Origin of the sequence: Cognatishimia activa (genome assembly GCF_017798205.1) — a bacterium.
GTDB classification, from domain to species: domain Bacteria; phylum Pseudomonadota; class Alphaproteobacteria; order Rhodobacterales; family Rhodobacteraceae; genus Cognatishimia; species Cognatishimia activa_A.
The window spans coordinates 1,546,175-1,571,628 of record NZ_CP060010.1 but is presented as its reverse complement, the minus strand read 5'-3'; the positions used below and the strand labels follow the sequence as shown (position 1 = coordinate 1,571,628).

Below are 25,454 nucleotides of genomic sequence, written 5' to 3'. Positions count from 1 at the left end.
GGCAGGACTGCTTTTACCCTCGTCGGATCAGCGCGTCTTCAGCGTCAACCAACGAAATACCAAGCGCTTCCATGCCGTTTTCCAGATGATCCGACAAATGGGGCGTACCGATCAAATAGTCGACCGTCGGAGTCGTGGCCTGCTCCTTTGCCGACTGAATGGCCTGTGCAAGGTCCTCTGGCTCAAAGCTTTCACGGCCGATCCACATCACCGCGACCAAACTCGTCAGTTCTTCTTCGTTCAGGCGATCAAAAAAACCGCGTAGCTCGCCCTCGGCCCGGTCCAATTCACGGCCCATTAGAACGATCTGAGCGACTTTCCTCGGTGGAATCTCAAGCATGAGAATCTCCTTCCATAAGGAAAGAGTGTCACCGCGCGCCGCAGATGGGCTTTGACTTGCATCAATTTAACGCAATAATCCCAGGCTACTCACCCGGCTGTTTGGCCAGCGGAACCACGTTATCGGCCTCAGGTGCCATTTCTTCAAAATCAAAGTTGTCCAGCTTATGCGCCCGTTTGCTCGCGCGAGAACTCGCGGTCAGGATCCCCGCCACATCCTCGCCCGCCTGCCGCAAATGGGTTTCCAATTTGCCGGCGCGTTCGCCAACAATCTCAACATCGCGATGCAGGTTTTTCAGAGCCTTACGGATTTCCCCCGCCTGCTCACGCATCCGCGCGTCCTTTAAGATCGCGCGCATGGTATTGAGCGTCGCCATGCAGGTGGTCGGCGAGACAATCCAGACCCGCGCCTCAAACCCCTCTCGGACAAGATCCGGAAACTTCGCGTGCAGCTCGGCGTAAATCGCCTCCGAAGGCAGGAACATCAGCGCGCCATCCGCGGTTTCCCCCTCGATGACATATTTCTCCGAGATATCCTTGATGTGCTTCCTCACAGAGGTCTTAAACATCTGGATCCCCGCCTTAAGCTCAGCCTCAGAGGTTGAGGCCAGCATCGCCTCATAGGCCTCAAGCGGGAACTTGCTGTCGATCACAATCGGGCCCGGCGGGTTTGGCAAATGGATCAGGCAGTCTGCCCGTTTTCCGTTGCTGAGCGTGACCTGCAGCGCATAGCTGTCTGTAGGTAGCGCCTTGCCGACGATGTCGTTCAGCTGGATTTCTCCAAAGGCACCACGGGTCTGTTTGTTGCTGAGGATATCCTGCAGGCTCAGCACATCGCCCGAGAGCTTGGTGATATTCTCTTGTGCTTTATCGATGGTTGCAAGCCGCTCTTGCAACTGCGTCAGCGAGGTCGCCGTTTGTTTCGCATTGCCCATCAGACTCTGGTTTAGTTTTTCCTGCAAGTCCGCGAGCGACTGATTGGTGCGCAGCTGCATATTCGCGAGGTTTTCCTGCAGCTTCAACTGTTGCGCGCCAAGATTATCAGCCATTTGCTGCTGCATCTTAGCAAGGTTCTCACCAGTGCCACGCTGCACTTTGGCGAGGTTTTCATGCATATTGATCTGCACTTCGCCAAGTCGTTGTTCTACCAGGGTTCCAATCTGCCCCTGTGATTGCGCCAGCGTCGCCATATTGCCATCCAGCTGCGCCTGCCCTGTCGCCAGTTGATCCACGCGCTGCGCCATCATGGCGACTTGATCCGCGGACCGCGAGGATGCGCGCAGCACAGACCAGAGCATCAGGATGATCACACCCAGAACGACGGCTCCGACCATCACATAGGTCTGCATTTGCGGGTCAGAAAAATCCATCACGTCCGTCCAAACAGCCGTTCAATATCGGCCAGTTTCAATTCCACATAAGTCGGGCGGCCATGGTTGCATTGGCCAGAATGCGGCGTTGCTTCCATTTCGCGCAAGAGCGCATTCATCTCTTCGCCCCGCATGCGGCGACCAGATCGGATCGACCCGTGACAGGCCACTCGACTGAGGATCGCTTCGATCTTGGCCTGCACCAACAGGCTCTCGCCCTGATCATCCAACTCATCCAGAATATCGAGCACCATCGCGCGAGCGTTGACTTCGCCCAGAATGGCTGGAGTTTCTCGCACGGCGATCGCGCTTCCACCAAAGGGCTCAAGCGTCAGGCCGAATTTTGATAGTTCTTCGGAGACCGCAAGGATCCGTGCGCAGTCGCCTTCTGACAGATCAATGATCTCGGGGATCAAAAGCGCCTGCGCCGCCACGCCATATTCCGCCATCTGGCGTTTGAGTTTTTCATAGGCCAGCCGTTCATGTGCCGCATGCTGGTCCACGATGACCAAGCCGTCGGCAGTCTGCGCGATGATATAATTCTCATGCACCTGCCCACGTGCCGCACCCAATGGTTGCGCCTCGGCGCTCTCTTCAGTCCCTTGCGGTTCCTCATCGAGCGCATCAACCCGGCCCGCAACAGGCGCCTCCATCAACCCCGCGCCGGGGGCGCTGTCCCAAGCCGCGGGCGCCTCGGCCAGACCCGGCGCTTGCGCGTGGTAGGCTGCCGTCCGTGCTCCCAAAGACGGACGGTCCATCTGGTAAACCCGCGCACCACCGCCTGCAGGGATCGGCTCGGGACGCATCGCGCCCAAAGTCGCCCCCGCCACCGTCGTTGAGGCGCGATGCCCCGCCTCGGCCAGAGCATGCCGCAGAGCCGAAACGATCAGCCCCCGCGCCAGACCCGGATCACGGAACCGGACCTCGGATTTCGCCGGATGCACGTTCACATCCACAAGCTGCGGGTCGCAATCGATAAACAGAGCCGCCGCCGGGTGGCGATCACGGCTGAGGAAATCGAAATACGCCCCGCGCAGAGCGCCAACCAAGAGCTTGTCCTTCACAGGCCGCCCATTCACGAACAGGTATTGCGCCACAGCCGAGCCCCTCGAATAGGTCGGCAGCGCTGCATATCCGATCAATCGCAGCCCTTCGCGCTCGGCATCAATCCGCAGAGCATTTTCTGCAAATTCTGCCCCCAAAATCCGCGCCAAACGCCCATGCAGCGCGTCAAACAGATCTCCGTTTTCGGGATCCGCGCGAAACGAAACACGCCCGTCGCCGCCGCCCGTCACATCGCGCAAGGTAAATCCGACGAAAGGTTCCGCCATCGCCAAGCGTTTGACGACATCGCTGATCGCCTGAGATTCCGCTCGATCCGAGCGCATGAATTTCAGCCGCGCCGGTGTCGCGTAAAACAAGTCGCGCAACTCGACGATCGTGCCTCCGCCCAAGGCCGCGGGCTTCACCGCAGACATCTCTCCGCCCGCAACGGAAATGGAGAACGCACCCTGCCCTGCAACCCGCGAGGTGATTGTCAGACGACCGACCGCGCCAAGAGATGGCAGCGCCTCGCCGCGAAACCCGAAGGTGTGGATATCCAGCAAATCCGAGCCATCGATTTTCGATGTGGCATGGCGGCTCATGGCCAAGGGCAATTGCGCCTCTGAGATACCGCAGCCGTCGTCTGTGACGCGGATCAGTGTTTTGCCGCCATCAGCAATCGCCACCTCGATCCGGCGCGCACCCGCATCAATCGCGTTCTCGACCAGTTCTTTCACCGCGGAAGCCGGGCGCTCTACGACTTCGCCCGCCGCGATCCGGTTGATCGCGCCATCGTCCAATTGACGAATAACCGGTAGATTTTCGCCTATTTTGCGGTCTTCTTGTAGCATACCGCCAAATCTAGCACGCCCAGCCGCGATTCTGCCAGCCCTTCCGAGTTAGGCGACAGGGGCTCCGCTACGCGTACGACAAGGGCCGAAAACAGCCGCCAAACCCAACAAAACACCCAAAACCGTCGCGATCATTCCAGCGGCAGAGACGGCATTGGCCGCACCGAACCAAAGCGGGCCATAGCCTGCGAAAACATATCCCAAAACGGCTGAAAGCACGGCGAACACCACGCTCCAAACCACCTGCCGCTCTAGGCTATTTGTCATCATGCGCGCCGCAGCCGGAGGGCAAATGAACATCGCGATCACAATGATCGAGCCGACCGCATCAAAGGCCGCAACCGCCGCAATCGCCGAGACCACAACCAACCCCAATCCCACCGCGCCGGTCGGCACACCGACAGCTTCGGCGAAGCCTGCATCAAAGGTCGAGATCTTTAGTGGTCTCCATAGAACCCAAGTGAAAAGCCCAACGACCAGCAGTGTAATCGCCATCCGCAAAAGCTCGTCAGGAAGACCTGCCAAAGCGACGGGATCCCAGAGGCTCTGCCAGCCGGTCGCATCCAGCCAGATCAGGCTTTCCAGATTGCCATAAAGCGCATGTTCAACATCCAGATGCACCGAGGACGTATCGCTTTGCTCCAGGAGCAAGACACCACCCGCAAACATCGCGGTAAACACAACACCCATCGCCGCACCGGGTTCAATACGGCCAAGGCGGCGAATGGCTTCGATCAAGCCGACAGCCACCAAGGCCGCGAGCGCTGCGCCGATCATCATGGGCCAGGCGGACACCGCGCCAGTCACGAGGAAAGCAACGACGATTCCAGGCAGGACGACGTGGCTGATGGCGTCTCCGATCAGGGCCTGTTTGCGCAAAACCAGAAAGTTGCCTGGCAAGGCACAGGCGACAGCCGCCAAGACCCCGATCACGAGGGGAGGCAAACTGAGGGGGACGAACTCTGCGCCGCTCATGCCAGGGCCTCGGGTGGGGCAAGTTTGGCGTCGACCTCTGCGATTTGGTCGACCGTTAGCACAGTTTCCAAGGCGCGCATGCCGTCATAGAGCGCCGCCGCGCCCTCCATCGCCTGATCGGCGCGCACGATCTCCCAACGTTTTTCGTCAAGCAGCGCCTTTGCGGCGCGGGCACGGCCTGCTTCGGTGGCGACACCGTCAGCGGACACAAGACCTGCGCGTTGCAATATCCGAGACGTGTAACGCTCGTAGATGGGTTGCCCCTGCGCCAGCGCCAAAAGCCCTTGGCGCAGATGCACCCTTGCCTGAAAGCGACGGTGGCGCAACACGGCGGCGAGCACCCCCCGGTTGGGCGCAAGTAGCAACGAGGCGACGAAACCCGCGAAACTGACCAAAACAATGATAGGTCCCGTCGGCATCGCAGGCACGACGGCGGACCACGCTGCCCCGAGATAGGCCGCAAGCCCCCCAGCAGCGCCGGAAATAACCACCATCGTGTCGGTGCGGTCAGTCCAAAACCGCGCGGTTACCGGAGGAATAATCAGCATCGCAACGATCAGGATCAGACCGACGATTTTCAACCCGATCACGGTCACGGCCATGGCCAAACCCATGATGGCAAGGTCGATCTGGCCCACATTGCGCCCCGTTGCAGCGGCGTATTCGGGATCAAAAGCCACCAGAGTCATTGGCCGCCGTAGCGCCACAACCAAGGCCAAAGTCACCGCGCCTCCGAGGGCGATCACCATGGCTTCGCTCCACAGCATGCCGGCGGTCGAGCCCAACAAGAAGCCCTCGAGCCCGGCCTGACGGCCAGAGGACATGGTCTGAATGACCGTCAGCAAAACGATCCCAAAGCCGAAAAACACAGAAAGCACCGCGCCGATGGCCGCGTCTTCTGCCAGCCGAGTGCGACGCGTCAGCCAGTTTACACAGAGCAACCCGATCCCGGCTGAAACAGCAGAACCCAGAAGCAAGCCGATCAGATTTCGGCCGTCCCCTCCAAGCGCGACCATCAGCATGAAGGCCAAGCCGACTCCGGGCAGGGTCGCATGGCTGATTGCATCGCTGACCAAAGCGCGCTTGCGTAGAAACAGGAACGTCCCTGTGACCCCAGCCGCCACGCCCAAACAGGCCGCGCCAAGCATAACAAGCGTGGCGTTATAGCCCAGCTGTAGCGTCACCGCCTGCCAGAACATCAGCCCGCGGCCAGTTCCAGCTGGTCGATCTGCGCCATCGCAAGACGGCCGCCATAGGTTTTATTAAGATTTTCCGCGGTGAAGGTGGCCTCGACCGGGCCTTCCGCCACTTTGCGTGTGTTGATCAGGAAAATGTCGTCAAAATATTCCGTCACAGTCGCCAGATCGTGGTGCACGGCGACCACGGTTTTGCCCTCTTCGCGCAGGGATTTCAGTACGGCGATGATGGCGCGTTCTGTGGCGGCATCCACACCTGCGAAAGGCTCATCCAGCATATAAAGATCGGCGTTTTGCGCCAAAGCGCGCGCCAGAAACACCCGCTGTTGCTGGCCTCCGGAGAGCTGACCAATCTGGCGATCGGCGAAATCTTGCATACCAACACGGTCCAGACAGGCCAAAGCCCCGTCCCGATGATGGGCACGGACACGCCCCAACAAGCCAAGCTCTCGCTGCAAGCCCATCAGCACCACGTCAATCACACGGGTCGGGAAATCCCAATCCACAGAGGCGCGCTGCGGCACATAAGCAATCCGGTGGCGCTGGGATTTCAGCGATCTCCCATGCACCAAAGCCTGCCCTGCCAAAGGAGAGATGATGCCAAGGGCCGCCTTGAGCAATGTGGATTTGCCGGCCCCATTGGGACCGACAATGGCCGTCATACGACCTTTTGACAGGGTCATGTCGACTGAAAAGACGGCTGGCTTTTCGCCATAGGACACGGTCAAACCCCGCACAGCCAATGGGCTGATGGTTAGATCTTCTGCCTGAGATCGCCCGTCCAAAGAAGCCAGCGTCATTGCCATCGTTTAAGACCCCGCACTCAACTTGTTGTTCATGCCACGCAAAGGCGCATCGCCGCCAAGCGCGTTGGTGATCACCGTCGCGTTGTGATCGATCATTCCAACATAGGTACCCTCATAGGTGCCATCTTCGCCCATCGCATCCGAGAAAAGCTCGCCGCCGATTGAGACCTTGTGCCCCTTGGCCGCAGCACCTTCGATGACGGCACGCATGGAACGATCCGACACAGAGGTCTCGACAAACACCGCGCGGATATCGCGGGTCACCAGAAGGTCAACCAATTCAGAGATACGGTTCAAACCGGCCTCGGACTCGGTCGAAATGCCCTGAATACCAAGGACTTCGAACCCGTAGGCCTCACCAAAGTAACCGAAAGCATCATGGGCGGACAGCAGAACACGGGATTGTTCCGGCACGGATGCCAAAGCCGATTTCGCATAGCCCGAGAGACGCTCAATCTCTGCGAGGTGCTCTTGCGCGTTGGCTGCAAAAACTTCCGCGCTTTCGGGTTGCGTTGCCGTCAGAGCGCCTTGCACTTGCTCTACAATCAGTGCCCAGATGTCCGGGTTCATCCAGACATGCGGGTCGAATTTGTCCTCGTAATCGTCATGGCCGCGCAGCAGGGATGTATCCAGTCCAGCTGCGACCTCAACAACGTTACGTTTCGCGGAAAGGTCGGTGAAGAAGTCTTCCATCTGTGCTTCAAGATAGAGACCGTGCCAAAGCACCAGATCCGCGCGAGTCATCGCGACGATATCGGTGCGGGTCTGGCGATAGGCATGCGGGTCCACACCCGGCCCCATCAAACCCTTGACGTCAACAAGATCGCCCCCAACTTGCCGTGCTGCATCAGCAATCATGCCAGTGGTCGCAACCAAATTCAAACGATCCATCGCAACGGATGGAACAGCCATAACAGCCATCACAAAAGACAAGAGAACACGACGAGAGAATCGCATTGGGTTTCCTTCGATTTCCAATTGAATATGAGAACCATTCTCAACTCTGTCAATGTTATTGAGAATTATTCGCAATTAAGTCAAGCAACTTGCGAATGATTCTCAAATAAATTTTGACTTTTTGGTCAAATTAGAAGCTGTACCAAGCGTCACACCGCTTGAACTCTTAAAACACGCATGAGACGGTAGTTCGGAACTTGCGAAGGACGAGTCATGGAAACTACGACCAACGAGGCAGCGACGCATCAGCTGCCTCAGGCGATCGAGCCGCGCAATCCGGGCATGGATCTGGATTTGGATTGGGTGCGCGCCGTACAGGTAAACACCTCGGCTGTAGAACGGCGCGCGGCGACTTTGCCGGGACGGCGCTCGGTGAAGAAAGACTATCAAGCGGCTTGGCTGTGTCGCGCGATTTCCTTGATCGACCTAACCACCCTGTCTGGTGACGATACCGAAGGTCGGGTCAAACGACTTTGCGCCAAAGCCAAACAACCGGTGAACCCTGCCCTTTTGGCCGATCTCGGCCTTCCCGATCTAACAACCGGGGCAATCTGTGTATACCACGACATGATCGAAACCGCGGTTCAAGCTCTGGAAGGCACTGGCATTCCTGTGGCGGCCGTCTCAACAGGCTTTCCCGCGGGCCTGTCACCGTTCCACCTGCGAGTCGAAGAAATCCGCCAATCCGTGGCCGCTGGGGCGTCTGAAATCGATATCGTAATTACACGCCGCCATGTGCTGCAGGGCAATTGGCAGGCACTCTATGATGAGATGAAAGCTTTCCGCGAAGCTTGCGGCGACGCTCATGTCAAAGCCATCCTCGCAACTGGAGAACTGGGCACCCTTCGCAACGTCGCCCGCGCCTCGCTGGTCTGCATGATGGCGGGAGCTGATTTCATCAAGACCTCAACCGGCAAAGAGAGCGTCAACGCCACCCTGCCCGTCTCGCTGACCATGATCCGCGCGATCCGCGATTATTATGACCGTACCGGCTATCGCGTGGGCTACAAACCTGCGGGCGGGATTTCCAAGGCCAAGGACGCGCTGGTCTATCTGGCCCTGATGAAAGACGAACTCGGAGACCGCTGGTTGCAGCCTGATCTGTTCCGTTTTGGGGCCTCGTCGCTGCTGGGTGATATCGAACGCCAACTCGAACATCACCTGACAGGCCGCTATTCTGCGGGGTACCGCCATGCCATGGGGTAAACGCATCGCATGGGTGCTGTCCCTTGCTCTGGCCACGACCCTTGTCACAACGGATGCAGACGCCCGACGTCTGTCCGGCGAGCGGTCGCTTAGCAAAACCAAATGGGGTTATCAGATCGTGAAATCCCCGGTGCGGGCCGGTAAGCGCGCGCAGCGTTTCGAAGTGCGCCCCGGCGATTGCGCCAGCGAAGGCAGCTGGAGCGATTGCAAAAACGACAGAGAGCGCAGCGAAATTCGCCTGAAGCAGGTCTGGCGCTATGGGTCAACGCAATGGATCGGCTTTTCGGTCTACGTGCCACAGGATTTCAAAACCAGCAGTAAGGTCAACACGACGGTCGGTCAGATCCACCAACGTGGTGGGCCCTCGGGAACGGCAGGGGGGCTTCCGTCCTTCCCTCCGCTGATGCAACTCGAAATGCGGGGCAATTCCTATGTCGCAGGCGTTCACATCCTGACGGGCAGCGCTGACAATGTGAGAGACAACGTCAAGAAATTCACGCTGGCGAACATAAACACGATGCGCGGCAAGTGGACGGATGTGATGATCCATCTGGACACGGACAACGACCGTGAAGTTCTGGAAGTCTATGTGAACGGAACCCGCAAGGCGGCGATCAAAGACTTCATCAATTTTGTGCCCCGCGAGTTCTACTTCAAATATGGGATCTACCGGTCTTTCGTAAGCCGCCATGGCGGTGCGATGCCGACACAGGTCCTTTATATCGACGAGGTGAAACTCGGGAAAAGTGCAGACAAAGTACGCGTCAACGACGCCCGGCCAATGGATTGAGACATGACCGTAAAAGAGATTTTTAACACGATGGACTATGGCCCCGCCCCTGAAAGCGCGGGCGATGCTTTGGCCTGGCTTGTGGATCAAGGGGCCTCCTTTGGCCACTTCATTAACGGCGACTTCACCACACCGACGGCTGACTTTGAATCCAAGAACCCAGCCAATGGCGAAGTCCTCGCCCACCTCAGCCAAGCCACGCAGGCCGATGTAGACTCTGCTGTTATGGCGGCGCGTGCTGCCTTTCCGGATTGGTCAGGCATGTCCAGCCATCATCGCGCGCGCTACCTTTATGCCATTGCGCGCCTCTTGCAGAAACACAGCCGCCTCTTTGCGGTTCTGGAAACGCTCGACAACGGCAAGCCAATCCGCGAGAGCCGCGACATCGACATCCCTCTGGTGCAACGGCATTTCTACTACCACGCAGGCATGGCCCAACTGATGGCCAGCGAATTACCTGATCGCGAGGCGCTTGGCGTGTGTGGACAGATCATCCCCTGGAACTTCCCGCTTTTAATGCTGGCCTGGAAAGTCGCGCCAGCGCTGGCGATGGGCAACACGGTGGTGTTGAAACCGGCTGAATACACGTCCCTGACGGCAATCCTTTTCGCAGACATCTGTCGCCAGGCGGGCCTGCCCAAAGGCGTCGTTAATATCGTCACCGGAGAAGGTTCTGTTGGTGAAAAGATCGTCACCCATGAGGATATCGACAAAATCGCCTTCACCGGCTCGACGTCCGTAGGCCGCAAAATCCGAGAAGCAACCGCAGGGAGCGGCAAGGCCCTAACGCTAGAGCTGGGCGGCAAATCCCCATATATCGTCTTTGACGACGCCGACATCGACAGCGCCATCGAAGGGCTGGTGGACGCGATCTGGTTCAACCAGGGCCAAGTCTGCTGCGCTGGCTCGCGTCTTTTGGTACAAGAAGGCATCGCGGATCGCTTTTACACCAAGCTCAAAGCCCGCATGGGCAACCTACGCATCGGAGACCCGCTGGACAAATGCATCGACGTCGGGGCCATCGTTGATCCGGTGCAGCTAGACACAATCACCTCAATGGTCGCCGCCAACACAGCCGGCGAGACCTACCATGCGCCATGCGATGTGCCAGAGGACGGCTGTTTCTATCCGCCAACCCTGATCACCGGCCTCGCGCCCTCGGACCTTTTGATGCAAGAGGAAATCTTTGGGCCTGTGCTCTGCTCAATGACCTTCCGTACACCTGCAGAGGCCGTAGAGATCGCGAATAACACTCGTTACGGCCTCGCCGCGACGGTCTGGACCGAGAACGTGAACCTTGCCCTCGACATCGCCCCAAAACTGGCGGCCGGTGTGGTTTGGGTCAATGCGACCAATCTCTTTGACGCGGCAGCAGGGTTTGGCGGCATCCGTGAAAGCGGCTTTGGACGCGAAGGCGGTTGGGAAGGGCTTATTGCCTATACCAAGCCAAAAGCCGAAACCGAGGCTTTGGACAAAATCGACGCCTTCCCGGGCGACACAAGCGAAATCGGGTCTATCGATCCTCTGGACCGCACACCAAAGCTCTACATCGGTGGCAAGCAGGCGCGTCCTGACGGTGGCTATTCGCAGAATATCTATGGACCGGATGGCCAGCTTTTGGGCCAATCCCCAATCGCCAATCGCAAAGATGTGCGCAATGCGGTCGAGGCAGCAGCAGGCGCAAAAGCATGGTCTAAGACCACAGGCCATCTGCGCGCACAAATCCTCTACTACATCGCCGAAAACCTCGCTGCGCGATCTGAGGAATTTGCCGCGCGGATAGACAGCCTAACCGGCGGAAACTCCGGAGCCGTTGAAGTCGACGTCGCGATCTCGCGCCTCTTCACCTATGCCGCTTGGGCCGACAAATTCGATGGCCAGGCCCACAACGTCCCGATCCGAGGCGTCGCCCTTGCCATGCGCGAACCCGTCGGCGTGATCGGTGCGATCTGCCCCGACGACACCCCGCTTCTGGGCCTTGTCTCGCTCATGGCGCCGGCAATTGCGATGGGCAACCGGCTGGTTCTTACGGCCTCAGAGGCCTTCCCCCTGGTCGCGCTGGACTTCTATCAGATCCTCGAGACATCTGACGTGCCTGCCGGGGTCGTGAACATTCTCACAGGCCCTCACGCGGACCTCGCGGGCCCCATGGCGGATCATCTGAATTTGGATGCAATCTGGAGCTTCTCGTCTTCTGATCTGTCAGGATCCATCGAAGCCAAAAGCGCCGCCAATCTGAAGCGAACCTGGGTGAACAATGGCCAGGACCGCGACTGGCTGGGCGATGCAGGCGAAGGGCGTGAATTCCTGGAGGCCGCGACCGAGGTCAAAAATATCTGGGTGCCTTACGGCGAATAGGCGCCCCGTTTCATCTTGCCCTAAATACTCAAACAAACCCGGCCCAAGGCCGGGTTTTTCAATCGCGTGCCGCGTCCATATAGGCGCGCACACGTTGCAAAAAAGGCAGGGCGGCGGCGAATTGATCTGCAGGAATATCGCCCAAGAGCGCCTGAAACTCGGGCATGATCGCAGCGATTGCCTCTGCATGAAACCTGCGCCCCGCATCTGTCAGCAAGACGCATTTAGACCGTGCGTCTTTTGGATTTGGCGCGAACTCGATAAGCCCTGCTTTCTTTAAGCCGGCTAACGTATGGGTCATCGTTGTTTTGGGCACCTGATGCGCTGTCGCGATCTGCAATGGCGTGCGCCCGTCGCCCAAGCGCATCAAGTGATTGATCACCCCGAAATGCGAAATCAAAAGGCCATCCGGCAATTTGCTTTCCAGCTGCCGCGTGGCCAATTGATTGATGATCCCGACTTCGTTGAAAAAGCCGAAAACAAGTTTTCCGATTTCGTCAGCTTGCGACAATCTTATGTTCCAATGACCAGCGCGGGCTAGGCGGCAGATCCGGACCATAGCCAATACGTCCAAACATTTGAACCGTTCCGCCCTCGGGCGCAAGTCGTGCGTGAATATCTCGGTAATGCGCGGCCATTTCGGGATATTCTTGCAAGGCCTGGCTGAGCGGATGAATCCCAAGACCCATCCCAGTCGCCGCAAGATTCACCCGTACCCAGTTCCGACCGGCGTTCAACTGGTCAATCCGCGTATTTGTGGCCGTCTTGAGCCAGACATACCCCATAGCAGTTTCACAATATCCTGCGACCATATCCAGCCCAGCCTGAAAGGACATGGACGTCGGATCGGCCGCTTGTTCCCGATCAAACAGACCTGCCAATTTCAGACTCTCAAACATGGGACCAGACAGGTCGATCCCATCAGGCGAGGCATCAACCTCTTGGTGGCCAATGCGAAAGACATCCACACTTTCCACATGGGTGCGCGGTGTCTTCAGTTCGACGAACAAGGCCTTCGTTGTGAGATCCCGAAAGTAAGCAATGTCTTCGGCATCCAAAGTGCTTCCAAAATCAAGGTCGCTGCTCGCAGCTTTCAAAACCTCGACCGTTGTCCCCGAAACTGGCCGCGAGGTGTCATAGGGCTCTTTATTGGACCGACGCGTCAGAACATGCGCGAAAAGCGGATCGGGGTCTTGCGCCGCATCCTTTACAAAGACGGCCCGCGCGATCGGACGCGCATCCAGCGCTTTGGCGTCAAACCCATCCGGAAAATAGTCCAGATCAACACGAAACCCATCCTGTGCCGCTGCCATACGCATCACCTCTAGAAAGGCCCCCAGTCCAATCGTGATTTGGCGACTCATTGGATCAGTTTCGGGCAAGAACTTATCCGGATTGGCATAGAGCACGACCGTGTCTGGCTCGGACAGATCCACGAGCCAAGGCTGAAGGTTATGCGGGTTGGGGGATAGCAACGCGAAGGACAGCGCCTTTTGCCGAGGTTCGCCGTAGGTGCCCGCGAGTTCCCATGGTTTCAGCGCGGTCTGTGGGCTGCGCGTCACGCGATAGCCGGTTGTAGCCGCTGCGGCGAGAATGACGCCGCCGCCGACAAGGGCGATGGCTTTGCGACGGGAAATAGTCATCTGCTTACTCCATTTAATACGATATCGTACTATTTGGTTCGATATCGTATTAAATAGAGATTCTGTCAACCCATTTCACAAAACAAAAAACCCCAGCGGACATCGCTGGGGTTTTCAGTGGCTTAAATTAAAAGGAAATCAGCTTTCAGGCTGCCCCACGATCACAAAATGCAGATCCTCTGGCCGCATCAGCCTCGCCGCCACACGCCGCACGTCCTCTAGCGTGACCGCGCGCACCTTTTCGTTGCGTCCCGCGATATAGTCGAGACCCAGATCATCCATCTGCATGCCGACCATGATATTCGCAATCGCAGCGTTGCCATCAAAGCGGAGCGGATAGGCCCCGGTCAGATAAGCCTTTGCAGCGTCGAGCTCTTCAAGTGTTGGTCCTTCAGACGCCATCCGCGCCCATTCAGATTTCACCACATCCACCGCCTGCATCACACGGTCATTTACCGAGGCCACAGAGCCCAGATAAAGCTCAGCTTGATCCATCGCGATCAGATAGGTGCCGATGCCATAGGTCAGGCCGCGTTTCTCGCGCACTTCTTCCATCAAGCGATTGTCAAAGCTGCTGCCACCCATGATCGTATTCAGCAAAAAGGCTGCAAAGAAATCGGGATCATCTCGCTCGATCCCTTCGTGGCCGAAGAGTGCGACCGACTGAGGCGTCGCGAAATCGACGATTGTCTGACCACCGGCAAGGCTGAATTCCGCCGGCCCGGCAAATGCTGCACCTGTTTCAGGGAGGCCCATCAGCAAATCATCCAGCATCACACCCAATTCCTCGGCAGTGATATCCCCGACAGCAGAAACATAAACCCGATCCAGTGCAAGAGCACCGCGATGCGCGTCTATGATATCGTCCCGCGTTAGGCCAAGAACGCTGTCCTCGGTCCCATCCATCGAAGACCCATAGGGGTGGTCCCCAAAAGCCAATTCATCAAACTTGGCTGATGCAATCCTGTTTGGATCTTTGGCATCCGACCGGATCCCACTCAGCACCTGTTCGCGAACGCGGTCGATAGACACTTGATCAAAGCGCGGCTCTACGACCGACTTGCGGAACAGAGCAATCGCCTCATCACGGTTCTCGGTCAGGAATTTGGCCGAAAGCGCGATGGATTCATCATAAGCGCGATAGCCAAATTGCGCGGCCAGTTCTTCGGTCGCCTTGGCAAAGTCGCGTGCATCCATATCGCCGGTGCCTTCCTCAAGAAGGCCGACCATCAGGTTTGTTGCACCACGCTTGCCGGGCAAATCAAGCGTCCCACCGCCTCGGAACCGCAGTTCCAACGCCACGAAGGGGATCGACGGTTCTTCGACAAGCCATACTGTGATCCCGCCGGGGCTGGTCACCTCTTTGATGTCGATTTCGGCCTGCGCAGGCAGGGCCGCAAAGATCATCACAACGCCTAGGACAAAACGGATCATTGGGTCACCTCCACGGCAGGTTTACGCAACCAGCCGGTCACAGAGTTCTCGACTTTGAATACGCGCTCTGCAGCCGCGACAATTTCTTCGCCTGTGATCGACTGAAGGATATCGGGCCACTCTTGCACGTCCTGAATGGTCAACCCGCTGGTCAAAGCGCGCCCATAGCGGTTGCCGACCGCATCCGCGTCATCCCGAGCATAGATCTGGGCGGCACGGAGCTGCATCTTGATGCGTTTGAGGTGATCTTCATCCACGCCATCTTTGATGAACTGACGCACAGAGGCATCCATCGCTTCCTCGGCTTCTTGCAGGCCCACACCTTCAGACGGCACGATCACCAGACCAAAGGTTGTGTCATCCAGCGACATGCCGCCGTAGAAGGCCGTCGTGTAGACCGCTTGCTTGCTGCCAAATTGCAGATCGCGCGGCAGAACCGCCGTCGGGCCATCGCCCAGGATCGCGGCCAGCAAGGTCAGGGCCGCCGCCTCTCGCTGATCTCCGGCATCCCGTTCCGGCGCAAGATAGCTGCGGGTCACATATTCCTGTGCCACCCGCGCATCGCGATAGACCATGCGACGTGCCGACAATTGCGGAGGCTCTTGAGTCCGGGCCCGAGGTTTCAGATCAGGATTGGCCGGGATCACGCCGTAGTATTTATCCGCCAACGCGCGAACCTCTTTGGGTTCGACGTCACCGGCAACGATCAGGATCGCGTTATTCGGCGCATAGAATTCTTCATAGAAGGCCAGCGCGTCGGCCATGTCCAAGGTCTCCATCTCGTGACGCCAGCCGATGATCGGCACGCCATAGCGATGGTTCATATATTGCGCCGCCATGCGTTGTTCGCGAAACAGGGCGCCTGCGCTGTTTTCCGTGCGTTGGTTGCGTTCTTCGATGATCACATCGCGCTCGGTCAGGATATCCTCTTCGGTCAGACGCAAATTGACCATCCGGTCGCTCTCCATCTGCATCATCAATTCTAGTCGATCCGCTGCGACGCGCTGGTAGTAGGCTGTATAGTCATAGCTGGTGAATGCGTTGTCCTGCCCACCTTGGGCGGTCACGGTCTCGGAAAACTCACCCGGGGCGAGGTTTTCCGTCTGTTTGAACATCAGATGCTCCAGAAAATGCGCGATGCCCGAGGTGCCGGCGGGTTCATCCGCAGAGCCTGCCTTATACCAGACCATATGCATCACAACGGGGGCTCGGTGATCCTCGACCACCACGACCTGCATCCCATTGTCCAAGGTGAAATCCGTCACCGCTTCTTGCGCGCGGGCCGGAAGCGTCGCCGCAATGGCAAGCCCAGCCAGCAAGATCATGCGCCGCATGGCACTCTCCTCTGTCGTTTGAACAGATAGTTACGCCGCGCGGGGCGCGCTTCAACCGGTTTTACGCGATTGTGAGCGAAGATTACTGAGGAGGCGTAGGGGCCGTCGGCGTTTTCACGCCGGCGCGACGCCAGCGGGCGAGCTCGCGATAGGCGTTCAGGTGATAGCGGCGGTAGATCTCATTGTAGCGGTCGTTCGACCCAAGACGCCAAGACACAAAGCGGTTGAATTGACCTCGGACGGCCTCGTCATCCTGCGCCAGTTGCTCGCGGATATTTGGGTTCGTGCCATTGCGAGATGCATAGCTGACAAGCGCGCTGTCCGTTGCGGGGAAGGACGAGCCAGCCGAGGCTGTGGTGCGATTGCCGCCCAAAGCGGCCGCGCCTTCTGCCAATGGATCAACGTCTGCAAGGTTGGTGCCACCCGGCGTTGGTTCCGGCAGGCTGGAATAGCTTGCTGGCGCCGCCAGTTCCTTGGTCGGCATGATCGCGAATTCATCCGGGCCTTCGTCGCCAGAAGACAGCACACGGATGCCTTTCTCATTGGCACAACCAGCCAAGACCAGAACCATTCCCAAGATGACTGCGCGCATTCCGCCCATTCAGACGTCTCCTGTCGTTTCGCCTATGCTTAACGGATCGGATCCGATCCGTCACGCCTGCTTTTGAGCCCCGCCCCAAAAAGCCAACCCAAGTGCGCCGATAAACACAGAGATATCGGCCACGTTGAAGGCATATGGGTTGTCAAAGCCACAGCAGCTCATGTTCAGAAAATCCGCCACGGCGCCGTAAATAAAGCGGTCCACCACGTTGCCCAAGGCCCCGCCAATGAGCAATCCAGCCGAGATCAGCCCCTTGAGCTGCGGACGATCCCGCCAGATCCAATAGATCACAAAGGTACAGATCGTCAGCGCCACAAAGATCAATGCCCAACGCGCCACGTCACTGTTTCCGGCCAAAAGGCCGAAATTCACGCCGGTGTTCCAGGCCATATGAAGGTTCAGGAAGGGCGGCCAGACCTCGATCCGCGTGACGCGATCCAGTTCCAGCATATGGACGACATAGAATTTGGACGCCTGATCCAGCAGGAAAATCCAAAATCCGATCCAAAATACCAGCCGCATCTGCCGCCCCTTAATTGTCGCCTCGCCCTTAGTGGCGGAAGTGACGCATGCCTGTAAAGACCATTGCGAGTCCGGCCTCATCAGCGGCGGCAATCACCTCATTGTCGCGCATGGAGCCGCCCGGTTGGATCACACAGGTGCCACCCGCTGCGGCGGCCTCAAGCAGACCGTCGGCAAATGGGAAGAAGGCGTCAGATGCAACTGCAGAGCCTTTGGCGAGGCTTTCGTCCAGACCCAGCTCCGCCGCCATGCGTTCCGCCTTGGCAGCGGCGACATTGGCGCTGTCCACGCGGCTCATCTGGCCTGCGCCAACGCCGACGGTTGCGCCGTCTTTGACGTAAACAATGGCGTTGGATTTCACGTGTTTCGCGACTTTCCAAGCGAACTGTAGATCGGCCATCTGTGCGTCGGTCGGTGCTTTCTTGGTAACGACTTTCAGCTCTTCCTTGGCAACAGAACCCACGTCCTTGTCTTGGATCAACATGCCGCCCGCGACTTGTTTGTAAGCCATGATCGGTTTCTTTGGATCCGGCAGACCTTCGGTCAGCAAAAGGCGCAGGTTTTTCTTGGCCGCAAAGATCTCTTTCGCCTCATCAGACGCACCCGGAGCAATCACGACCTCGGTAAAAATCTCAACGATCTTGGTCGCGGTTTCGGCATCCAGCGGCTGGTTCAGAGCAACAATGCCACCAAAGGCCGAGGTGCGGTCGCAGTCAAAGGCCTTTTGATAGGCTTCCACGAGTGTCGCTCCAACGGCCACGCCACAAGGGTTCGCGTGTTTAATGATCGCGCAGGCCGGACCGTTCTCTGGCGCGAACTCGGCGACCAGCTCGAACGCCGCATCGGTGTCGTTGATGTTGTTGTAGGACAACTCCTTACCCTGCAACTGCTGAGCTGTCGCAACACCCGGACGACCGGAGCCATCGGTATAAAACGCCGCCTGCTGGTGGCTGTTCTCGCCATAACGCAGAGTCTGCACCAGCTCGCCCGCAACCGCGCGGCGACGCGGGGCTTCTTCGCCAATTGCCGAGGCCATCCAATTGGACACAGCCGCGTCATAGGCCGCGGTGCGCGCATAGGCGATCTGGGCTTGTTTGCTGCGGAACGCATAGGTGGTTTGGCCGTCATTGGCATCGAGTTCCGCCAGAAGGCCATCATAATCCTGCACGTCCACGATCACCGCCACGTCATCGTGGTTCTTCGAGGCCGCGCGGATCATAGCCGGGCCGCCGATGTCGATGTTCTCGATGCAGGTCTCATAGTCGCCACCTGCGGCCACTGTCGCCTCAAACGGATAGAGGTTCACGACAAGCAGATCGATGCCGCCAATGCCGTGCTCTTCCATGGCGGCCACATGCTCTGGGTTAGAGCGCAGCGCCAGAAGGCCGCCGTGCACCTTCGGGTGCAACGTCTTTACGCGGCCATCCATCATTTCCGGAAAGCCTGTGACATCCGCCACATCCACAACCGTCAGCCCAGCATCGCGCAGCGCCTTCGCGGACCCACCGGTAGACAGCAGCTCTACACCACGATCGCTAAGGGACTTTCCGAGCTCGATCAGCCCCGTTTTGTCAGATACAGAAATCAGGGCGCGGCGGATCGGCGTCAGGTCGGTCATCGGTTTTGGGGTCCGTTCAATGGGTCAGGTCAAGCTCTTCCCGGTGAAGATCCCTGATCGCCATTGCAGAGTCCTGCGCCTTGGCCAGAGACCACCGGATGCGCGTCGCATACTCCATCGCGACCCCAGATAAAACTATCTGTTTGGCCGCACGCGGCTTTAATCGGCCTTTTTCTAAATAAACTGACGGTTCCACAGACAAATGCGCGCCGGAATCATGGCGGAATATCCAGATTTCCCCGCTTTTCAGTGCAACAGAGACCGCAGCCCCGCCCATATCGATCTCGGCACTTGCGTCCGGATGCAGGTGGAATCGCGCTTGATAGGGGATGCCTTGCAGCTTTTTGGCGTCCATCACGCGGTCAAATTGGCGTTTCGCGTTGTCTTGCAAGGCCAAGAGCAAGTCTTCGCCCGCCAGGCCGCGCCCATCAAATGTCAGCTCCAAAGTGCGTGCATGGGTCAGACCGTGGGTTGCGACAAAACCGTCGTGACCACCTTCAAAGCGGATGCCATCTGCGACGGGGCTCATCTGGATCGGCACTTCTCTGGGTGCGTCAATCAGCTGTTCATCCCGCCAACCCCGGCCACTTTCGCCCAATCGCGCGGAGCTGAATCCATCCAAGGCCACTGTCGAATGGCTTGGCGTCGCCCGCCCAGCGCGCCGCCAGTCTTCGCCGAAACTCACGCCAGAGCCGCAGTTCACAATCACGGGCCTCCGACCGCTGGTCATCTCAAAGGCCAGCGTTGAGGCATGGGCGTTCTGGGATTCTTCGCCAATGGTCGGAGAACTTGCATCCACGATCACCGAGGTCCGCCCGCCAGACAGCCGTGCAAATCCCATCGCCAGACCATCGGCTTGCCGAGATTTCACATCGCTGGCAGCCAAAGCCGTATCCAAACGACCTTCCAGCCCACGACCACCTCCATGAAACCGAGCCAATCCCCCGTCGGAATGGCGCAAGGTGCGCAAAGTCGGCGCGATCCGTTCTATCGCCACCTGATGCGGGGCGGTCAGCGGTTGATCCGCATCCGTCAAAGCGGCACTTGCCCAGGTGAGCAATGTAAAGACTTCCAGAAGTTCTTCCGGATTGCGCGACGGCATCCCGCCTTCAGCATCGATCCGCGCCTGACATTCGCGGCCCAAAGCTTTCACGGCAGGCTTTACATGTTTGCCCATGCCTTCGAGCGCAAGGCCGGCATAAATGAGCCCTGTCAGTGCTTCAAACCGCTGCAACCCCGGCTGCGCCTTGTGCCAGCGGCGAGACAGAAAGATCGTCTGCTGCGCCAAAGACCGATAGAACCGCGCCTGCTGATCCTTGTCCTGACGTTGCAGCAAGAGCATCGCGTGGTTGATCCAGCGAATAAGCCGCCGCCCCGTAAGGTCCGGCGTCCACCCGGGCCCATCGCCTTTGCCGTAGCGATCAATCCACCGCCACACCCAAAGCTGCGCCTTTTCGCGGCAGGGCGTGTCGCCAACGGCTGCGAAATCATCGAGCCACGCAAAGCCATGCAGATCTTCTTCGAATTCGGGATCGGGCGTATCAAGGTCCCAGATCGAGGTTTCAGGCGCGACCACCAAGTGACCTGCGAACAGAAAATTGCCTGCCAAAAGCTGCCGGCCTTTGGCAAAAACACCGATGGTGCGCGGCTCTGGTGTCGAGGTAAACGCGGTCGCTGGCCGAGCACGTGTGCTCAGCCGGGCATGAAAACGGTGCATCGCCCGCGTGTATCGCGCGCTCAGACTATCCGGATTGAACATCTCGATCTGCCTCTACGCTCTTTGGCGTTTGCACCAGAGTTTACTCCTCTCAACTGCCAAAGTCACCTGCAATCGCTTTAGCGCGGCTTGGCAAAGGTTCGGTTAAGACGGGCAATACATCGCCCCGTTCGAAATCTTGTTAAAATACACCCAGGGACAAGCCTGCCCCAAAGGCCTCGCCCAGTTCTTTGCACGGCGCGAGTTGGGCGTCGGTCAAAGTTTTTGGGGCCAGTATCGCCTCGGGCGTTTGCGCATCCGTGTTTACAATGATCGGCTCTTGGGCTTGACGCAAGCGTAAGCCCGTCGCGATGCGCGACATTTGGCGCACGGCATTCTCTCCATCGCTGCCTGCGCAGACCATCAGCGCATAGGCGCGGCCTTCGATCCTGCCCAGCAGAGGGTAGTAGCTGCGGTCAAAGAACTCTTTCATCTCGCCAGTTATGGCCGCGAGGTTTTCGGGACAGCAGAAGATATAACCCTGCGCGGCCAGCATATCCGCGTGGCCCGCGTCTTTTGCTTGCAAAAGCACGGCGTCACATTCGCTCTGCGCGGCCTCAAACGCGGCCTGCGCCATCGCTTTGGCCCCACCTGTGCGGGAATGATAGATGATAAGGAGCCTGCTCATGCCCGCCACCCTAGCGCGCGAGGGAACGCGGGCCTAGTCCTTGCGAATGCAGGCGATGTAAAACCCGTCCATGCCGCCTTGATCCGCCCAATAGTCTGGACGCAGACGCAGCCCGCCTTCTTCAGAGCGCCAAGCCGGGTCGATGCCCTCGATGTCTAGCGCTTCGGCGTCGACGCGCAGACCTTCGTGGCGTTCCAAGAGTTCTTCAACTTGCGCTTCGCCTTCATCTGGCAAGAGCGAACAGGTGCAATAGACCAAACGCCCGCCGGGTTTCAGCAAGTGCACCGCGTGATCGAGCATTTGCGCCTGAAGGTTGAAGAGATCAAAGAAATCGCTGCCATCCTTCGCGTGAGGCAAATCTGGATGACGACGGATAGTGCCAGTGGCAGAGCAAGGCGCGTCCAGAAGGATCGCGTCCCATTGGCCCTCTTCCGCCAGAGCGTCTCCGACCACGAGTTCGGCTTCTAATTTTGTACGCCTCAGGTTTTCCGCGACCCGCGCCATGCGAGATTCGCTGGTGTCCACAGCGCGAACCTGCGCACCAGAGGCTGCGATCTGCATGGTTTTCCCACCCGGCGCGGCGCAGAGTTCTAGGACCGCTTCACCGTCTTTGGGAGCCAAAACCTGCACCGGAATCGCAGCCGCTGCGTCCTGCACCCACCATGTGCCTTTCTTAAAGCCCGGCAGCATCGAGACCTGACCCGCCTCTTTCAAACGCACGGACCCCGTTGGCAAAAGCCCGCCTTCGGTCGCGCGTTGCAATGCGCCTTGGTCAGATTTCGCGGTCAGGTCCAGAGGAGCGCCCGCGAAATGGGCTTCTTCGATGGCGGCTACGATCTCGGGGCTATAGGCCTCAACCAGCGGCCCCCGCAGCCATTTCGGCAAGCGGGGTGTGCGTAGGGTCGGATAGACCTCGGCACCGTTGGCGGCCACTTTGCGCAGCACCGCATTCACAAGACCCTTCATCGAGCCATGGCGTTTGCTGCGTGAGACGATCTCGACAAAGGAATTCACGACGCCATGGGCCGCGCCGCCGATGCAAAGCTCGTAAGCGCCGATACGAAGGGCGTTGCGCACGGTGATCGGCGGGTATTTCTGCAGGTGTTTCTGCAGGATGCGGTCGATGCGTTCGAGGCCCCGTAGAGTTTCCGTCGCCAGACGTTGCGCCGTGGCGCGGTCGGCGGGATCCAGACGCTCCAATGCCCCGCCTCCGATGGCTTCAGACAAAAGACGTCCTTCGCCCAGAACCTGATCCAGCAGGAACACAGCGGCGCGGCGCGCGGGCAGACCGGCTTGAGGCATCAGGGACTCCTTGTCTCACTTGTGCAGGGGTGCGGCGGGCGTATATCAGGGGTGATGTGGGAAAGAAACCCCGCCAAAGGAGCGCATGCGATGTCCGAATCTGAGAACAAAGACCTGCCCCCCGCCGCGCAACGTGCGCTAGCAGAGGCCGAGGCGCGCCGCAAAAAGGCCGAGGAGATGGCTCTGGCGCCTGAACTGGGCGGCCGCGATGGACCGGAGCCTGTGCGCTATGGCGATTGGGAGAAGAAGGGCATTGCCGTCGATTTCTGAGGCAAACCTACGGTCCAAGGCTGGGGCTCTGCCCCAAACCCCGGGATATTTGGAGCAAGAGAATGAGTGACTTGAGTGTGAATGAGCCAGATGATCGCCCTTTGATGCCATCACTGATGAAAGGCTTGCAGTGCCGCTGTCCGAATTGCGGCGAAGGGCGCTTGCTGCACAGCTATCTCAAGGTTGTGGATCACTGCCCAGAGTGCCGCGAAGATTATACACCTCAGCGCGCGGATGATGGGCCTGCGTATCTGACAATTCTTGTTGTGGGCCACGTGGTGATCTTTTTCCTGACCACCATGTGGGAGTACATGCGTCCGTCGCCTTTGACTTTGGCTGTGTCTATGTGTGCGCTGGCCACAGTTGTGGCCTTGCTGGTCCTGCCACGCTTCAAAGGCATGATCGTGGCTTGGCAATGGGCCAAGCGGATGCACGGGTTTAAGTAGAGCTTAGAGCCCCAGCACATCCAGCATGTCATATTGGCCGGGCATTTTGTCCTGGCCCCAAAGCGCGGCTTTCAATGCGCCGCGCGCAAAGATCGAACGATCAGTGGCCATGTGGCGCAGAATGATGCGTTCGCCTGCGGCTGCAAAGAGCACGTCGTGTTCGCCGACAATGTCTCCGCCGCGGATAGCTGTGAAGCCGATATCGCCCTTTTTGCGCGCGCCGGTGATGCCGTCGCGACCTGAGTCACGTACGTCATTGAGCGCAACGCCGCGCCCTTCGGCAGCAGCTTCGCCTAGCATGAGCGCGGTGCCTGACGGGGCATCCACCTTATGATGGTGATGGGATTCGATGATCTCGATGTCAAATTCGTCATCCAGAGCGGCCGCGACCTTTTTGGTCAGCTGCGTCAGCAGATTGACGCCGAGGCTCATATTGCCCGCGCGCACGATCACGGCGTGATGGCTAGCGGGTTCCAGTTGCGCGATTTCCTCGTCGGTCATGCCCGTGGTGCCAATCACATGAACGGCTCGGGCTTGCGCCGCCAATTTGGAAAAGGCGATTGTGGCTGCAGGTGCTGTAAAATCAATAACAGCCTGCGCTTTGGCAAAGGCCTCAAGGGGTTTGTCGGTTACAGACACCCCAACGGCAGCACCGCCTATGGCGACACCAACGTCCTGACCGATCCAGTCATGGCCCTCGCGTTCCACAGCCCCGACGAGACGCGCCTTGTCGCTCTCAAGCACGGTCTTGATCAGCATTTGGCCCATACGACCTGATGCTCCGGTGATCACAATGCCTGGCAGCTCTTCCATATCCGTCTCCTTTGGGCTATCCGCCTGCCCTTACCTTATAAGCCTCGCTTGGCAAAGACCCTGAAAGGACATAAGTCAGTCATATGGGAAAGAACAAGTTCCACGACGGCCCGGGCCCATCTCAGCGCCAGCTTCGCGTCGGCGAGTTGATCAGGCGTACCCTGTCGGAAGTCCTGCAGCGTGGCGATATCCATGATCCGGACCTCAACCGCATGTCGATCACTGTGGGTGAGGTGCGTACGAGCCCAGATCTGAAGATCGCGACAGCCTATGTGCTGCCTTTGGGCGGCAAGGGGCAGGAGAATGTTCTGAAGCTGCTGGCCGCCAATAAGGCCGAGCTGCGCCGGGTGGTCGGCAAGAAACTGGGCCTCAAGTTCACCCCGGATCTGCGGTTTCAACTCGATCAGACCTTTGATCAGATGGATGACACGCGCCGCATGCTGAACCTTGATAACGTGAAACGCGATATCGAATGAGGATTGCGGCGGTTCTCATAGCGCTGTTTTTGCCGGGATTGGCCTCGGCCGTCACCTGTGAGAATGCGCGCTATGAAGGCAATCGCTATACGATCTGCACGGTCCGGCCTGCTGAGGAAAACCTGCGCCTGTTTCTGCGCGATGATGCGGGTGAAATTCTCGGCCAGTTTTCCTCGATTGAAGCCAGTTTGCCCGAGGGCCAGACCCTGAGCTTTGGCATGAACGCTGGCATGTATCACTTGGATCGCCGTCCGGTTGGGCTTTATCTGGAAGAGGGTCGGCAAGAGTCCAAACTCTATCCAAACTCGGGCCCCGGCAATTTCGGCCTCGTGCCGAACGGAGTTCTCTGCATCCGCAGCGCTCGTGCTGATGTGATCGAGAGCCTTGCGTACAAAGCGGACACTCCCGAGTGTACCTACGCAACCCAGTCAGGCCCCATGCTAGTAATCGACGGCCAGTTGCATCCGCGATTCCTTCCTGACAGCACGTCGAAATTCGTGCGTAATGGGGTTGGCACTTCGGCTGACGGCAAGACGGCGATCTTTGTGAAATCCGAGAATTCCGTCAATTTCCACGAATTCGCGCGGTTCTTCCGCGATATCCTGAAGCTGCCTCAGGCGCTCTATTTCGATGGTAAGATCAGCCGCTTGCATGCAACGGATCTGGACCGGTCCGATCCCGGGTTCTGGATGGGGCCGATTGTCGGTGTGGTCGAGTAG

The 25,454-nt window shown here is 58.5% G+C and carries 25 protein-coding genes; 7 read left to right on the top strand and 18 right to left on the bottom strand.

Annotated elements, in window-relative coordinates; translation table 11 throughout:
• Positions 1-13 precede the first annotated feature (13 nt).
• The 7 genes from HZ995_RS07600 to HZ995_RS07570 form a co-directional block, all read right to left on the bottom strand.
• Positions 14-340 (bottom strand): DUF3775 domain-containing protein, encoded by a 327-nt coding sequence (locus tag HZ995_RS07600; protein WP_209358056.1) that lies wholly within the window; start codon positions 338-340, stop codon positions 14-16.
• Positions 341-425: 85 nt separating this feature from the next.
• Entirely contained in the window at positions 426-1,709 is a 1,284-nt protein-coding gene (locus HZ995_RS07595) for a DNA recombination protein RmuC (protein ID WP_209358055.1), read from the bottom strand.
• Positions 1,709-3,604: a DNA mismatch repair endonuclease MutL gene (gene mutL, locus HZ995_RS07590; RefSeq protein WP_209358054.1), complete on the bottom strand. Its 1,896-nt coding sequence runs from the start codon at positions 3,602-3,604 to the stop codon at positions 1,709-1,711. Before mutL ends, HZ995_RS07595 begins: the two co-directional genes overlap by 1 nt.
• 48 nt (positions 3,605-3,652) lie before the next feature.
• Positions 3,653-4,579 (bottom strand): metal ABC transporter permease, encoded by a 927-nt coding sequence (locus HZ995_RS07585; protein ID WP_209358053.1) that lies wholly within the window; start codon positions 4,577-4,579, stop codon positions 3,653-3,655.
• Positions 4,576-5,778 (bottom strand): metal ABC transporter permease, encoded by a 1,203-nt coding sequence (locus tag HZ995_RS07580; protein WP_209358052.1) that lies wholly within the window; start codon positions 5,776-5,778, stop codon positions 4,576-4,578. The genes HZ995_RS07585 and HZ995_RS07580 overlap by 4 nt, the downstream gene beginning before the upstream one ends.
• On the bottom strand, positions 5,778-6,581 hold the full coding sequence (locus HZ995_RS07575; RefSeq protein ID WP_280720306.1) for a metal ABC transporter ATP-binding protein: 804 nt from the start codon (positions 6,579-6,581) through the stop codon (positions 5,778-5,780). Before HZ995_RS07575 ends, HZ995_RS07580 begins: the two co-directional genes overlap by 1 nt.
• Before the next feature lie 3 nt (positions 6,582-6,584).
• Positions 6,585-7,538: a metal ABC transporter solute-binding protein, Zn/Mn family gene (locus HZ995_RS07570; protein ID WP_209358051.1), complete on the bottom strand. Its 954-nt coding sequence runs from the start codon at positions 7,536-7,538 to the stop codon at positions 6,585-6,587.
• Between the two features lie 213 nt (positions 7,539-7,751).
• On the opposite strand from HZ995_RS07570, the gene deoC reads away from it, so the two are divergent.
• The 3 genes from deoC to HZ995_RS07555 are packed head-to-tail and all read left to right on the top strand — an operon-like array spanning position 7,752 to position 11,892.
• Complete coding sequence (gene deoC / locus HZ995_RS07565) at positions 7,752-8,744, top strand: deoxyribose-phosphate aldolase (protein WP_209358050.1); 993 nt, start codon at positions 7,752-7,754, stop codon at positions 8,742-8,744.
• Complete coding sequence (locus tag HZ995_RS07560; protein WP_209358049.1) at positions 8,731-9,534, top strand: polysaccharide lyase; 804 nt, start codon at positions 8,731-8,733, stop codon at positions 9,532-9,534. The genes deoC and HZ995_RS07560 overlap by 14 nt, the downstream gene beginning before the upstream one ends.
• Positions 9,535-9,537: 3 nt before the next feature.
• Entirely contained in the window at positions 9,538-11,892 is a 2,355-nt protein-coding gene (locus HZ995_RS07555; RefSeq protein WP_209358048.1) for an aldehyde dehydrogenase family protein, read from the top strand.
• A 58-nt stretch (positions 11,893-11,950) separates the two neighbouring features.
• On the opposite strand, the gene HZ995_RS07550 is transcribed toward HZ995_RS07555, so the two are convergent.
• From HZ995_RS07550 to HZ995_RS07505, 10 genes are all read right to left on the bottom strand, one after another.
• Positions 11,951-12,403, bottom strand: coding sequence for a MarR family winged helix-turn-helix transcriptional regulator (locus tag HZ995_RS07550; protein WP_245168783.1), 453 nt, complete (start codon positions 12,401-12,403; stop codon positions 11,951-11,953).
• Positions 12,390-13,535, bottom strand: a complete 1,146-nt coding sequence (locus HZ995_RS07545) for an Acg family FMN-binding oxidoreductase (RefSeq protein ID WP_245168782.1) — start codon at positions 13,533-13,535, stop codon at positions 12,390-12,392. The genes HZ995_RS07550 and HZ995_RS07545 overlap by 14 nt, the downstream gene beginning before the upstream one ends.
• 138 nt (positions 13,536-13,673) lie before the next feature.
• Complete coding sequence (locus HZ995_RS07540) at positions 13,674-14,969, bottom strand: M16 family metallopeptidase (protein ID WP_209358046.1); 1,296 nt, start codon at positions 14,967-14,969, stop codon at positions 13,674-13,676.
• Entirely contained in the window at positions 14,966-16,303 is a 1,338-nt protein-coding gene (locus tag HZ995_RS07535) for a M16 family metallopeptidase (protein ID WP_209358045.1), read from the bottom strand. The genes HZ995_RS07540 and HZ995_RS07535 overlap by 4 nt, the downstream gene beginning before the upstream one ends.
• Positions 16,304-16,385: 82 nt before the next feature.
• A complete protein-coding gene (locus HZ995_RS07530) occupies positions 16,386-16,904 on the bottom strand; it encodes a DUF3035 domain-containing protein (protein WP_245168781.1) in 519 nt (172 codons plus the stop codon).
• A gap of 51 nt (positions 16,905-16,955) precedes the next feature.
• Positions 16,956-17,426 (bottom strand): signal peptidase II, encoded by a 471-nt coding sequence (lspA, locus tag HZ995_RS07525; RefSeq protein ID WP_209358044.1) that lies wholly within the window; start codon positions 17,424-17,426, stop codon positions 16,956-16,958.
• Positions 17,427-17,454: 28 nt separating this feature from the next.
• Positions 17,455-19,044 (bottom strand): bifunctional phosphoribosylaminoimidazolecarboxamide formyltransferase/IMP cyclohydrolase, encoded by a 1,590-nt coding sequence (gene purH, locus HZ995_RS07520; protein ID WP_209358043.1) that lies wholly within the window; start codon positions 19,042-19,044, stop codon positions 17,455-17,457.
• Positions 19,045-19,060: 16 nt separating this feature from the next.
• Positions 19,061-20,803 (bottom strand): heparinase II/III family protein, encoded by a 1,743-nt coding sequence (locus HZ995_RS07515; RefSeq protein ID WP_245168780.1) that lies wholly within the window; start codon positions 20,801-20,803, stop codon positions 19,061-19,063.
• 139 nt (positions 20,804-20,942) lie between these two features.
• Positions 20,943-21,428, bottom strand: a complete 486-nt coding sequence (locus tag HZ995_RS07510) for a flavodoxin family protein (protein WP_209358042.1) — start codon at positions 21,426-21,428, stop codon at positions 20,943-20,945.
• A gap of 33 nt (positions 21,429-21,461) precedes the next feature.
• On the bottom strand, positions 21,462-22,730 hold the full coding sequence (locus HZ995_RS07505; protein ID WP_209358041.1) for an RsmB/NOP family class I SAM-dependent RNA methyltransferase: 1,269 nt from the start codon (positions 22,728-22,730) through the stop codon (positions 21,462-21,464).
• Between the two features lie 90 nt (positions 22,731-22,820).
• Here HZ995_RS07505 and HZ995_RS07500 point away from each other — a divergent pair, with 90 nt between their 5' ends.
• Both HZ995_RS07500 and HZ995_RS07495 read left to right on the top strand, forming a co-directional pair.
• A complete protein-coding gene (locus HZ995_RS07500) occupies positions 22,821-23,000 on the top strand; it encodes a DUF1674 domain-containing protein (protein ID WP_209358040.1) in 180 nt (59 codons plus the stop codon).
• A 62-nt stretch (positions 23,001-23,062) separates the two neighbouring features.
• Positions 23,063-23,446, top strand: coding sequence for a DUF983 domain-containing protein (locus HZ995_RS07495; RefSeq protein ID WP_209358039.1), 384 nt, complete (start codon positions 23,063-23,065; stop codon positions 23,444-23,446).
• Positions 23,447-23,449: 3 nt separating this feature from the next.
• Here the strand turns inward: HZ995_RS07495 and dapB are convergent, their stop codons facing one another.
• A complete protein-coding gene (gene dapB, locus HZ995_RS07490; protein WP_209358038.1) occupies positions 23,450-24,259 on the bottom strand; it encodes a 4-hydroxy-tetrahydrodipicolinate reductase in 810 nt (269 codons plus the stop codon).
• 83 nt (positions 24,260-24,342) lie between these two features.
• Here dapB and rbfA point away from each other — a divergent pair, with 83 nt between their 5' ends.
• Complete coding sequence (gene rbfA / locus HZ995_RS07485) at positions 24,343-24,735, top strand: 30S ribosome-binding factor RbfA (RefSeq protein WP_209358037.1); 393 nt, start codon at positions 24,343-24,345, stop codon at positions 24,733-24,735.
• Positions 24,732-25,454: a phosphodiester glycosidase family protein gene (locus HZ995_RS07480; RefSeq protein ID WP_209358036.1), complete on the top strand. Its 723-nt coding sequence runs from the start codon at positions 24,732-24,734 to the stop codon at positions 25,452-25,454. The genes rbfA and HZ995_RS07480 overlap by 4 nt, the downstream gene beginning before the upstream one ends.